Raw genomic sequence first — 10,512 nt, 5'->3', positions numbered from 1 at the left:
CATGGCGAGGACAGTAGCTCCGTGCCGGACGGACGGCCCGCGACGACGCCGCCGGGTGGCCGCTGTCACTCGGCGGCGGCCTTCAGGTCGGCCAGCCATCCTTCGAGGCCGTCGGCGAGGATCCGGGTCGCGGCGGGCACGTCTGCGTCGACCTGAGGCCCCGTGTGCGTCTCCTCGGTGCGCACCAGGACGCCGCCCTTGACCTTGCTGAAGTTCCAGACGTGGACGCCGTCGATGTGCAGCCCCTCCCCGTCCGCGGGACCGGTCCAGCGCAGGCAGGAGTCGTGCTTGACCTGTCCGACGGTGGAGGTGATCGACAGACTGGTGGCGGGAGTCGCGGGGTTGGGGGGCACCGGGGTCGTCCACCGGAACGCCGACCCGGCGCGCAGCGGGCCGTGATCGAGGCGCTCGGCGCTCGTGACGGGGGCCTGCCAGGACGGCCAGCGCGCCACGTCGGTCTGCAGTTTCCAGACGGTGCGCAGGGGTGCGTGGATCACGGTCTGGGTGCGGTACCGAACGCGGGCGTCGGGGTCGACGCCCGCGCCCCGGCAGGTGAGAGATCCGCCATGGTCGGCGGCAGCGGCGGGCCCTGCGGCTCCGAGGACACCGAGGACGAGCGGGACGGTCAAGAGGGTGGCACGGGCGCGGGTACTGCGGCGACTGCTGGTCATGACGTTCCCCTGTCGCGTGGTCTTGTCGCGTGGTCGCGGCGAATGAAGCAGTTTCGCGTTCGCTAGAAGTTCTAACACTTCACCGTCGGAACCGTCAATAACCTTCGTGATAGCCTCTAACTCACGGACGACGGCGGCAGCGCCGACCCCGACGGAGAGGCGGCAGGCCGGTGGCGAAGACGGACACGACGACCCCGCGCGAGCGCTACCGCGCCCAGGTGCGCACGGAGGTCAAGGAACACGCGTGGGAGCAGATCGCCACGGCGGGGACCTCCGCGCTGTCCCTCAACGCGATCGCCAAGCAGATGGGCATGAGCGGACCCGCGCTCTACCGGTACTTCGCCGGCCGCGACGAGCTGATCACCGAGCTGATCAGGGACGCCTACCAGAGCCTGGCCGACACCATCCATGCGGCCGCCGACACGTTCGGGGCGTCCGAGGACGCCGCAGACACCGAGGACGCGGACCCCGGCGCGCGACTCGCCGCGCTGGCGCACGCCCTGCGCGACTGGGCCCTGGCGGACCCCCACCGCTACTTCCTCATCTACGGCACGCCCGTCCCGGGCTATCACGCGCCCGAGGACATCACCGTCATCGCCTCCGAGATCATGGGCGTCCTGCTGGACGCCTGCGCGGCGCTGCCCGACCACGCTCCCCCGTCGGCGTTCGACGCCCACCTGGCGGACCACCGGCAATGGGCGGGCGACCACCCCGCCCCGCCGGCGGCCCTGCACCGGGCCCTCTCCCTGTGGACCCGGCTGCACGGCGCCCTGTCCCTCGAAGCCGCGGGCCACTTCAACGGGATGGGCCTCGATCCCGCGCAGCTCTTCGAGGCCGAACTGCACGACCTGCTGGCACGCTGACGGCGCCTCGCCCGCGCGACGCCGCGGCGCGCCTCAGACCGCGCTCGGCGCGGCTGCCAGCCCCTGCTTCACCTGCCGGGTGAGTTCGTCGGCGAGGATCTCGGGCAGCCCCGCCTCGATACCGTCCAGGGCCCGGGCGGCGACCTCTACGGGGTCGGACTTCTGGTCGGCCGGGATGTGCGCGGCCATGTCGGTGTCCATGTACCCGACGTGCAGTGCGGCGACGGCGATGCCGCGGGGCGCGAGTTCCTCCCGGGCCGCGTCGGTCAGCGCCCATGCCGCGGCCTTGGCCGCCGCGTACGACCCGAGGGCGGCGGGGTGCAGCCAGGACAGGACGGACAGGACGTTGAGCACGGCGCCGCCGCCGTTGGCCTCGACGACAGGGACGAACTCGCGGGTGACGGCGAGCGGACCGAAGAAGTTGGTCTCCACCTCCTGGCGCACGCCGTCCAGGTCACCCGTGATCAAGCGCGTGCCGGTGGAGATGCCCGCGTTGTTCACCAGCAGCGTCGCATCGGACGCCGTGCGGGCCGCGGCACGGATCGACTCCGGGTCCGTCACGTCCAGGCGCAGCGGGACGACGCCCGGCAGGTCCACCGTCTCGGGGCGGCGGGCCGCGGCGTACACCTTGGCCCCGCGCTCGACGAGCTGAGCGGCCAGATGCCGGCCGAGCCCCCGGTTGGCTCCGGTGACGACCGCGACGGATTCCTTCAGTTCCATGACCACTCCCAGCGTTCGCGTGTACGCGGCGGACTTCGCCCGCACAGCGTTAAACGACTTTAGATGTCGTCTGACATCTAAAGCGTACCCTAGAATAGATGCCACTCGTCATCCGATTGGAGGTGGCCGATGGGCCGCGTATCTCAGGCACAGGCGCAGGAGAACCGCCGCCGGGTCGTGGCGACCGCCTCCCGGCTCTTCCGCGAACAGGGAACCCACGTCAGCGTCGCCGACCTCATGAAGGCGGCGGGCCTGACCCACGGCGGCTTCCACAAGCAGTTCGCCTCGAAGGAGGCGCTCGTCGACGAGGCCACCGCCCACGCGTTCGACGAACTAGAGCGGCACCACCGCGACGGCCTCGACCAGCACGCGGGACGGCGCGGCGCCGCACAGAAGGCGCTGATCGACACGTATCTCTCGGTCGAGCACCGCGACGACCCGGCGGACGGCTGCCCCGTCGCCGCCCTCGCCGTCGACATGGCCCGCGAGCCCGGCGCCCCCCAGGCCCACCGCGTCTACGCCGAGGGCGTACGCGAGTTCGCGCGACAGCTCGCCACCGGGGACGAGGACGGTACGGCCCGGCTGTGCACCATGATCGGCGCGCTCGTCCTGGCCCGGGCGACCAAGGGCTCCCCGCTCTCCGAGGAGATCCTCGATGCAGCCCGCGCGGCGCTGACCGCGGGGGACGACTGACGGGGCGGGGACGAGCCGGGACCCGGACGCCTACGAGCCGCGGTTGGCCGGCTCGTAGGGCGACGGCTGAGCGCCGGGGCGGACTGCGTCGCGGACGCTACGAGGTTGCCACCGGCCGGTCCGTCTCCAGCACTCGGGCCGACCGCGCCCGGCGCCCGACCGGCGGTACGCATCCGGCTGGACACGCCGTCGCCGGTTGACAGGTCGTACACAACTACCCCTAAAGCAAAGGGGGTTCAGCGACCTCGGCGTACCTGGGCCGCCCTGCGGGCCTCGGCGAGCTTGCGGGCCTCACTGGACTTGCGGGACTTTCCGCCGGTGGTGCCGCGCGTGGTGTCCTTGCTGGTACCGAGCCCCCGGAAGGGCGCGTTGGTGTTCTTGGGCCGGGACGCGTCCGCGGGGCCGTCGAGCGGCGTGCCGGAGGGGGCCCGGGCGCCGGTGAGGCGGCTCAGCTCCGCCTCGCCCGAGCGCACCTTGGTGGTCTTCGAGCGGACACCGGCCTCGGTGAGCAGCGTGCTCATGTCGCGGCGCTGGCCGGACAGGACGAGCGTGACGACGCGGCCCGACTCACCGGCGCGGGCGGTGCGGCCCGCGCGGTGCAGGTAGTCCTTGGGATCGGCGGGCGGGTCGACGTTCACGACGAGGTCGAGGTCGTCGATGTGCAGCCCGCGGGCCGCGACGTTGGTCGCCACCAGGGCGGTGATCTGCCCGTTCTTGAACTGCGCGAGCGTCTTGGTGCGCTGCGGCTGGGACTTGCCGCTGTGCAGGGCGGCCGCGTGCACCCCGTGGGCGCGCAGGTGCCGGGTGAGCTGGTCCACGCCGTGCTTGGTGTCCAGGAAGAGCAGGACGCGGCCGTCACGCGCGGCGATCTCGGTGGTGACGGCGTAGCGGTCGGGTCCGTGGACGATCAGGACGTGGTGGTCCATCGTCGTGACGGCGCCCGCGGACGGGTCGACCTCGTGGACGGTCGGGTCGTGGAGGTAGCTGCTGACCAGGTGGTCGACGTCGCGGTCCAGGGTGGCCGAGAACAGCATCCGCTGACCGTCGCCGGGCACCTGGTCGAGCGCCTCGGTGACCTGCGGCAGGAAGCCCATGTCGCACATCTGGTCGGCCTCGTCGAGCACGGTGATCCGCACCCGGTCGAGGCGGCAGGCCTTGCGCTCGATGAGGTCGTGCAGCCGGCCGGGGGTGGCGACGACGACCTCGGCGCCGTCGCGCAGGGCGGCGATCTGCCGGCCGATCGAGATGCCGCCGACGACGGTGGCCATCCGCAGCTGCAGCGCGTCGGCGTAGGGGGTGAGCGCCTCGGTGACCTGCTGGGCCAGTTCCCTGGTGGGCACCAGGACCAGGGCGAGGGGCTGCTTGGCCGTCGCCCGTCGGCCGGCCGTGCGCGCGAGCAGCGGCAGGCCGAACGCGAGGGTCTTGCCGGAACCGGTCCGCCCGCGCCCGAGGACGTCCCGGCCCGCCAGGGCGTTCGGCAGCGTGGCCGCCTGGATGGGGAAGGGGTCGCGGACGCCGTGCTCGGCGAGCGCGGACAGCACCTCGGCCGGCAGGTCCAGGTCGGCGAAGGACGTGACCGCGGGCAGCGCCGGGGTGGGGTCGTCGTGGGGGGTGCCGGGGCGGTCCGGGCGGTTCATGGGGAGCCTTCCGCAGGGGGCCGGCGGGCCTGCGAGCCGGTCCGGCGGCCCGGTCCTCCCCGGCAGTGCAAACGTGTGAGATTACCACGTGGGCAGGTCTCCCCCCGGGTGCCTCACGCCCCGGCGCCGCGCCCTCAGAACATGCTGTTGGGGTTGGCGGACGTCACCGGCACGTCCTGGATGACGTCCCAGTGCTCGACGACCTTGCTGTCCTCCAGGCGGAAGTAGTCGGCGAGGGCGCGGCCGGGGTTGTCGGGGTTGCCCGGCTCCAGGTCCAGGTGGGAGTGGGTGACGACCATGTCGCCCTCGGCGATGACCCGCTTGATGTCCAGTCGGAGCTCGGGGAACTCGCCGCGCAGCCACTGCACGAACCCGATGAAGGCCTCCGGCCCGTCGGCGGCGTCCGGATTGTGCTGGACGTAGCGGTCGCCGAAGTGGTCGGCCACGGCCTTGTGGGGGTCGCCGCCGAACGCGGTCCGGTAGTAGTCGACGACGATCTGCTTGTTGCGCTCGATGTCAGACATGGAAAAGGCTCCGATCTCTACGGGGAGGAGTCCCGGAGACGGAGCCTTGCGAGAAGGAGGAGAGAAGCCGTACCGGGACACCAGGGTTGCTGGATGTGGCCCACGCGCGGGAACGGACGGCCGGGCACGGCACGTCGGCGCTGGTAAGACTTTCTCTTGCCGATCACGCGGCGGTGATCGTACGGAAGGATCTACCGCAACGCGTGCGGCGATTTCCTGTCGCGCTCTCCACGTTAGGGGGCCGCGGAGGCGACGGATGCCGGCGAAGGTCCTGTCCGTCCGCACCTTTGGTCCCGAGTCAGTTGGGGTTCTTGCGCTGGTTGGCGTGGAAGCGCGCCTTCTTCTGGCGGTTCCCGCACGTGTTCATGTCGCACCACTTACGGGTGCGGCTCTGGCTGGTGTCGAAGAAGGCAGCCCGGCAGGTCGGTGACGCGCACAGGGCCAGTTTTCCGTCGCGTTCGCCCGCGAGGATGCCGATCGCGTCGGCGGCGATCACACCGAGGGCGTCCTCCACGCGGGAAGCCGGGCCGAGCCGCCATTCCCGCGTACCGGCCGGCGTCAGAGCCGCCGCGGCCCGGCCCTGGGCGCTGCGGGCATTGATGACCTGGACGGCGGACGCGGGCAGGGGGTCCTGGAGTGCGGCCGCCGTCGCGGCGGCGTGGATCGACTCCCGCAGTTTTCGGGCGAGTGCGAGCTGGGCGCTGGTGCAGGAGTCCACGACGAGGCCGTACTCCCCGAGCCAGTCGACGAGTCGCTGCGGCACGGGGATGCGCTCCACGGCCTCGCCCTGACGCTCGGACAGCGTCCCCGTGAAGCTGGTCGCCAGCACGCTGCCGAGACGGAAGTCGGGAAACCCAGTGCGCATGGAACCACCTTAGCCGGTTGCACCCCGACGCAGAGGCGTAGTAGAACCGTCTTAGCCGGTTCTACTAGGGCCAGGAGGTCTCATGTCCCGTCCGACGAGCGACGTGCACGCGTTTGAAGCCCACGCGACCGACGCCGACCTGGAGGATCTGCGCGCGCGACTGGCCGCGGCCCGGCTGCCGGAGGCCGAGACGATCCCCCGCGGCGCGCCCGGACCCGGCCGTTGGGCACAGGGCGTTCCGCTCGCCGACCTCGTCGACGTCGTCGGCTACTGGCGCACCGAGTACGACTGGCGCTCCTTTGAAGCGCGGCTCGACGGGATCGGTCAGTTCCGTACGACCATCGACGGTCTGGGAATCCACTTCCTGCACCGCCGGTCCCCGCGCGCGGACGCCACTCCTTTGGTCCTGACGCACGGCTGGCCGGGCAGCATCGCCGAATTCACCGACGTGGTCGACGAGTTGACGGATCCGAAGGATGTGGGCGCACCGGCGTTCCACGTCGTCGTTCCTTCGCTGCCGGGCTTCGGCTACAGCGACAAGCCGGCCACGACCGGGTGGGGGACGGAACGGATCGCCGCCGCCTGGGTGGAGCTGATGGGACGGCTCGGCTACGGCAGGTTCCTGGCCCACGGCGGCGACTGGGGAGGAAACATCACCAAGGTCCTCGGCGGCAGGTTCCCGGCGCACGTGCTCGGCATCCACACGACGTACGCGGAGGTGCCGGCCGGGCTGCCCACGGAGGGGCTGACGGCGACCGAGCGCCGGTGGACGCAGGAGACCCGCGATTTCTGGCTCCACCACAGGGCCTACGCGCAGCAGCAGGCGACGCGGCCGCAGACCATCGGCTACTCGCTCGTCGACTCGCCCGTCGGTCTTCTCGCCTGGATCCTCGACAAGTTCGCCGAGTGGTCGGACACCGAGGACAGCCCGTTCGAGAGGATCCCCAGGGACCGGATCCTCGACGACATCACCCTGTACTGGCTGACGCGGTCCGGCGCATCGGCGGCCCGCATCTACTACGAGAGCCGCGACGCGTTCGACCCCGAACTCCGGGTCGACGTCCCGTCGGCGATCACCATGTATCCCGGCGACATCGAGGCACGCACCCCGCGCGCGTGGGCGCAGGAGCGGTACCGGCAGATCGTCCGGTGGGGGTCGCCGGAAACCGGGGGACATTTCCCGTCCCTGGAGGTTCCCGAGTACTTCGTCAAGGACGTGCAAGAGGGCCTTGCGGCGGTGCTGGCCGCCGCCCGGTGAGGGCGGCCTGCCGGCTCTTTCAGTCCACGTCGGCGCGTGCGGTGCCCATGGCCAGACCCGCGACCCAGTTGATGGAGGCGGTACTGGTGTCGGTGCCGAAGTACGTGCCCCAGCGCGGCTTGTTGCCCAGGTCGTCCCAGGTGCGGGCACCGGTGCGGGAGGCGAACTGCGTGCCGTCCTTGTAGACGGAGAGTGTTCCGCCGCCGCCCGCGTCCGTGGTGATGCCGAGCTGGATGGAGTGCCACTCCCCCGCGGTCCAGGGTGTCGTCCCGATCGAGATCCACGTCTCGCCCGGCGCCACGTACCAGGCCTTGAGCTGATCGTCCTCGACCTTCATCAGCACCGGGTAGTTCTGGCTGTTCTGGTCATTCGTCCCGTTCGACTTCCATTGGAAGACGGTCTGGGCATTGCCCGTCTTCGTCATGGAGTCCCAGCCGAACCAGTACGTGCTGTTGTCCTTGAAGGAGTATTCGCCACCGCCGGTACGGACGCTGTGCGCTTCGCAACGCGGCGTTCCCACCGGCTTGTTGAACTTGAAGAAGGGTCCGTGCCCGTCGTTCCAGTCGCCCGTGGTCACGCTCCCCGGGCTGTCGCACAGAGTGGTCACGAAGACACCGACGCCCTGGGAGGCGTCGGCGTCCCAGATCACGGAGGCCTGGGCGGGGGATGTCGTCAGGACACTGACACAAGCGGCTGCGGCGGCGGTGCAGGCCCAGGCACGCAGTGGGGGGCGGCGCATGCGGTCACCTCTTCGATCGAACTACGCGGTACGGCGGATGAGTTGGGCACTGTTGTAGCCGCACCGGTCGCAACGCTCAATCGTTCTTACCGAATTGATCGATTCGATCGTTCAGTGAGGTGGAGGTTCTTCTCAGATGCCCAGAATCTCCAACACGCCGTCGAGGGACGTCACTTCGTGCGCGTGATGGAAGGGCGCCGACGGCTCGAAGCCTCGATTGAGGTACACCGTGTCCCGCACGCCGAGGTCGGTGGCCGACTGGAGGTCGTAGCGCGGGCCGGCCGAGATGTGCATCGTCTCCCGTGGTACACAGCCCAACTGCGCGTACATGAGCACGAAGTCACGCAGCCTCGGCCTGACGGACTTCGCGGTCGGGGCCGTCGCCCGCGAGGTGGCCGGGGACGTCGCCCCGCCGGATCGGCGCCCCCGTGGTTCCGTACATGTCGAAGGGGAGGAACCGGGGCTCCGGGGTGCTCATCCGGCTCTCCTCGGCGGAAGAGGCGGCTGCTCACGGGACGACCGACGGAACGGGCCGGTGATGCGTGGGAGGGGGCAGCAGGCGCCTCCACTAACCTGCACGGGTGACCATCGACCTGACCGTGTTGCCGCGTGTCGCCCATCGCGGGCGGGAGGTCACCGCGCCCCGACTGCGCGGCCTGCTCGCGCTGCTCGCGGGAGAACTGCGCGCGGGCTGCAGCACCGAGCGGCTGGTCGAGGGGCTGTGGCCGGACGCGCTGCCCGAGCGGCCCGGAAAGGCGCTGCAGGTCCTGGTCTCCCGGGCGCGGGCCCAGTTGGGCGCCGACCTCATCGCCAGTACGCCCACCGGATACCGGCTCGCCCTGCCCGAGGACCGGGTCGACGCCTGCGCCCTGCTGCTGCACGCGGCCGTGAGCACGGAGCGGGCCCGGGCGGGTGACCACGTGGGATCGCTGGCCGCGGCCGGGGCCGGGCTCGCAAGCTAGGGGCCGGCCGTACCGCGGGGCCGGCCGGCGGGACGGCCCCGGGGCGAGTGCGCCCTCGGCCCCTGGTGGTGGCCAGGGCCCGCTCAGCGCCCCAGACCGTGCAGCAGCATCGGCAGCGACGCGTGCAACTCCCTTTGCCAGTACGCCCATCCGTGGGTTCCCGGGCCGTAGAAGTGCGTGCTCAGATGGCGGGCGCCGAGCCGGTGGAGCGCAGTGGCGAGTGCGTGGTTCTGCCGGTTGAAGTCCGCTTCGAGGTCGCTCGTGGTGCCCGGCGGGTCCAGGGGGCCGGTGGCGCCGTCGCCGCAGGAGAGGTACAGGGGAAGGGACGTGAGGCGCCGGGCGAGGTGGTACGGGTCGTGGGCCTTCCAGATGGCGCGCTGGGCGACGGGGTCGCCCCAGACCCTGAGCGGGTCGTCGCCCTGGCCGCCGAAGAAGCCCAGGATGCGCTCGGCCGACGCGTCGTCGAGGAGCGGGTGCACGGAGCCGGAGTACGCCGCCGCCGCGCGGAACATGCCGGGGTGCCGGGCCGCGTACATGAGCGCTCCCTGGCCGCCCATCGACAGGCCCGCCACCACGCGACGGCTGCCCGCTCCCCAGTCGCGTTCGAGCAGCGGGGCCAACTCCCGGGTGTGGAAGGTCTCCCAGGCGGGATCGCCGCCCTGCCCGTGGTTCCACCAGTCGCTGTACCAGCCGTTCCAGCCGGCCTCCGGCATGACCACGAGGACGTCACGCAGGTCGTCGATCCGCGCGATGTCGGTCATGCTCGTCCACGACGTGTAGTCCCCGCAGCAGCCGTGCAGGAGCCACAGCGTCGGCCAGTGCCGACGTCGGTCCTCGGGGTTCCAGCCGTCGGGGGTGAGCAGCCGGACCTTCACCGTCCTGCCGCCGAGACTCGCGGAACGTACGGACAGGTCGACCTGGCGCTCGGCGACCTGGGTGCGCGCGACGACCTCGGCGCCCCGATGTGCCGCCAGGGCGGACGCCGGTCGGGGAGCAAGGGTGAGCAGCAGTGCGGCCAGGACGAGAAGGAGGCATCTGGCGCGGCGTGTTCGGCGGAGCGTGTGCGGGGCGGCGGTCATGGTGGCGGCTCCCGTCGGTGGGGTCAGTGGCGGTCGGGGAGCACCAACAGGGCGTCTCCGACCGGGCGTTCACCGGTAGCGTCGGACGGATAGTTGATCACGTCCGTGCCGGTGACCATCGTCGTGGAGCCGCCGCCGTCGAGGTTCATGGCGTCGCGCAGGCCCAGCGACTTCGCGACCGCGGCGCTCTCCGGGATGCTCAGGCCGAGCGCACCGGTGCTGCGCCCGTCGGCGGCGACGAGGACGGTCCGTCCGGCGGCGTCCACGCCGGCCAGGGTGCGCGGATTGCGTTTGTGCACCCAGCCGTAAGAGAAGCTTGGGTTGCCTGGCTGCACCATGCCGTCGGCCGCGGGGGTCACGTGCAGTCGTCCGTCGCGGACCAGTTCGGGGCCGCCGTTGAGGATGCTCGTGCCGCGGGGCGTCGCGACCGCGCGGCCGTCGGAGTCGCGCAGGGCGGTCCGCGTCCGCAGGTGCCGGCCGGGCTTCGCGACGGCGGCGAGG

At 71.5% G+C, this 10,512-nt stretch carries 13 protein-coding genes and 1 pseudogene; 4 read left to right on the top strand and 10 right to left on the bottom strand.

What is annotated here, in order from left to right; all coding sequences use genetic code 11:
* Positions 1 to 65: 65 nt before the first annotated feature.
* On the bottom strand, positions 66 to 671 hold the full coding sequence (locus G3I40_RS09145; protein WP_164301658.1) for an SRPBCC family protein: 606 nt from the start codon (positions 669 to 671) through the stop codon (positions 66 to 68).
* Positions 672 to 841: 170 nt separating this feature from the next.
* Here G3I40_RS09145 and G3I40_RS09140 point away from each other — a divergent pair, with 170 nt between their 5' ends.
* Positions 842 to 1,534, top strand: coding sequence for a TetR/AcrR family transcriptional regulator (locus tag G3I40_RS09140; protein ID WP_164301657.1), 693 nt, complete (start codon positions 842 to 844; stop codon positions 1,532 to 1,534).
* A 33-nt stretch (positions 1,535 to 1,567) separates the two neighbouring features.
* On the opposite strand, the gene G3I40_RS09135 is transcribed toward G3I40_RS09140, so the two are convergent.
* The gene (locus G3I40_RS09135) at positions 1,568 to 2,254 is read right to left on the bottom strand and encodes an SDR family oxidoreductase (protein WP_164301656.1); all 687 of its coding nucleotides are present in this window, start codon (positions 2,252 to 2,254) and stop codon (positions 1,568 to 1,570) included.
* Positions 2,255 to 2,383: 129 nt separating this feature from the next.
* Between G3I40_RS09135 and G3I40_RS09130 the strand changes: the two genes are divergently transcribed.
* Complete coding sequence (locus G3I40_RS09130) at positions 2,384 to 2,947, top strand: TetR/AcrR family transcriptional regulator (RefSeq protein ID WP_164301654.1); 564 nt, start codon at positions 2,384 to 2,386, stop codon at positions 2,945 to 2,947.
* Between the two features lie 236 nt (positions 2,948 to 3,183).
* Here the strand turns inward: G3I40_RS09130 and G3I40_RS09125 are convergent, their stop codons facing one another.
* From G3I40_RS09125 to G3I40_RS09115, 3 genes are all read right to left on the bottom strand, one after another.
* A complete protein-coding gene (locus G3I40_RS09125; RefSeq protein WP_164301652.1) occupies positions 3,184 to 4,584 on the bottom strand; it encodes a DEAD/DEAH box helicase in 1,401 nt (466 codons plus the stop codon).
* A gap of 134 nt (positions 4,585 to 4,718) precedes the next feature.
* Entirely contained in the window at positions 4,719 to 5,108 is a 390-nt protein-coding gene (locus G3I40_RS09120) for an ester cyclase (protein WP_164301651.1), read from the bottom strand.
* 298 nt (positions 5,109 to 5,406) lie between these two features.
* Positions 5,407 to 5,973, bottom strand: a complete 567-nt coding sequence (locus tag G3I40_RS09115) for a CGNR zinc finger domain-containing protein (RefSeq protein WP_164301650.1) — start codon at positions 5,971 to 5,973, stop codon at positions 5,407 to 5,409.
* Between the two features lie 82 nt (positions 5,974 to 6,055).
* Between G3I40_RS09115 and G3I40_RS09110 the strand changes: the two genes are divergently transcribed.
* Positions 6,056 to 7,231: an epoxide hydrolase family protein gene (locus tag G3I40_RS09110; protein WP_164301649.1), complete on the top strand. Its 1,176-nt coding sequence runs from the start codon at positions 6,056 to 6,058 to the stop codon at positions 7,229 to 7,231.
* Between the two features lie 19 nt (positions 7,232 to 7,250).
* Here the strand turns inward: G3I40_RS09110 and G3I40_RS09105 are convergent, their stop codons facing one another.
* The 3 genes from G3I40_RS09105 to G3I40_RS09095 form a co-directional block, all read right to left on the bottom strand.
* Entirely contained in the window at positions 7,251 to 7,970 is a 720-nt protein-coding gene (locus G3I40_RS09105; protein ID WP_164301648.1) for a heparin lyase I family protein, read from the bottom strand.
* A gap of 132 nt (positions 7,971 to 8,102) precedes the next feature.
* Positions 8,103 to 8,264 carry a hypothetical protein gene (locus tag G3I40_RS09100; RefSeq protein WP_164301647.1) on the bottom strand — a complete coding sequence of 54 codons (162 nt, stop codon included), beginning with the start codon at positions 8,262 to 8,264 and terminating at the stop codon, positions 8,103 to 8,105.
* Positions 8,265 to 8,310: 46 nt separating this feature from the next.
* On the bottom strand, positions 8,311 to 8,448 hold the full coding sequence (locus G3I40_RS09095; RefSeq protein WP_164301646.1) for a hypothetical protein: 138 nt from the start codon (positions 8,446 to 8,448) through the stop codon (positions 8,311 to 8,313).
* Between the two features lie 103 nt (positions 8,449 to 8,551).
* On the opposite strand from G3I40_RS09095, the pseudogene G3I40_RS09090 reads away from it, so the two are divergent.
* A pseudogene (locus G3I40_RS09090) lies at positions 8,552 to 8,926 on the top strand (AfsR/SARP family transcriptional regulator); the annotation flags it as partial.
* An 89-nt stretch (positions 8,927 to 9,015) separates the two neighbouring features.
* On the opposite strand, the gene G3I40_RS09085 reads toward G3I40_RS09090, so the two are convergent.
* Both G3I40_RS09085 and G3I40_RS09080 read right to left on the bottom strand, forming a co-directional pair.
* Positions 9,016 to 10,011 (bottom strand): alpha/beta hydrolase family protein, encoded by a 996-nt coding sequence (locus tag G3I40_RS09085; RefSeq protein ID WP_164301645.1) that lies wholly within the window; start codon positions 10,009 to 10,011, stop codon positions 9,016 to 9,018.
* Positions 10,012 to 10,034: 23 nt separating this feature from the next.
* On the bottom strand, positions 10,035 to 10,512 hold a 478-nt coding region (locus G3I40_RS09080), incomplete at its 5' end, for a phosphodiester glycosidase family protein (RefSeq protein ID WP_164301644.1).

The sequence above is a fragment of the Streptomyces sp. SID14478 genome (assembly GCF_010548525.1).
In the GTDB taxonomy this organism is placed as follows: Bacteria; Actinomycetota; Actinomycetes; order Streptomycetales; family Streptomycetaceae; genus Streptomyces.
This window is presented reverse-complemented; position numbering and strand designations above follow the sequence as displayed.

Bases quoted from the DNA above. Each gene is read 5' to 3' on its own strand.
- G3I40_RS09145 (WP_164301658.1), bottom strand. From the start codon at position 671: ATGACCAGCAGTCGCCGCAGTACCCGCGCCCGTGCCACCCTCTTGACC.
- G3I40_RS09135 (WP_164301656.1), bottom strand. From the start codon at position 2,254: ATGGAACTGAAGGAATCCGTCGCGGTCGTCACCGGAGCCAACCGGGGG.
- G3I40_RS09130 (WP_164301654.1), top strand. From the start codon at position 2,384: ATGGGCCGCGTATCTCAGGCACAGGCGCAGGAGAACCGCCGCCGGGTC.
- G3I40_RS09125 (WP_164301652.1), bottom strand. From the start codon at position 4,584: ATGAACCGCCCGGACCGCCCCGGCACCCCCCACGACGACCCCACCCCG.
- G3I40_RS09120 (WP_164301651.1), bottom strand. From the start codon at position 5,108: ATGTCTGACATCGAGCGCAACAAGCAGATCGTCGTCGACTACTACCGG.
- G3I40_RS09115 (WP_164301650.1), bottom strand. From the start codon at position 5,973: ATGCGCACTGGGTTTCCCGACTTCCGTCTCGGCAGCGTGCTGGCGACC.
- G3I40_RS09110 (WP_164301649.1), top strand. From the start codon at position 6,056: ATGTCCCGTCCGACGAGCGACGTGCACGCGTTTGAAGCCCACGCGACC.
- G3I40_RS09105 (WP_164301648.1), bottom strand. From the start codon at position 7,970: ATGCGCCGCCCCCCACTGCGTGCCTGGGCCTGCACCGCCGCCGCAGCC.
- G3I40_RS09100 (WP_164301647.1), bottom strand. From the start codon at position 8,264: ATGCACATCTCGGCCGGCCCGCGCTACGACCTCCAGTCGGCCACCGAC.
- G3I40_RS09095 (WP_164301646.1), bottom strand. From the start codon at position 8,448: ATGAGCACCCCGGAGCCCCGGTTCCTCCCCTTCGACATGTACGGAACC.
- G3I40_RS09085 (WP_164301645.1), bottom strand. From the start codon at position 10,011: ATGACCGCCGCCCCGCACACGCTCCGCCGAACACGCCGCGCCAGATGC.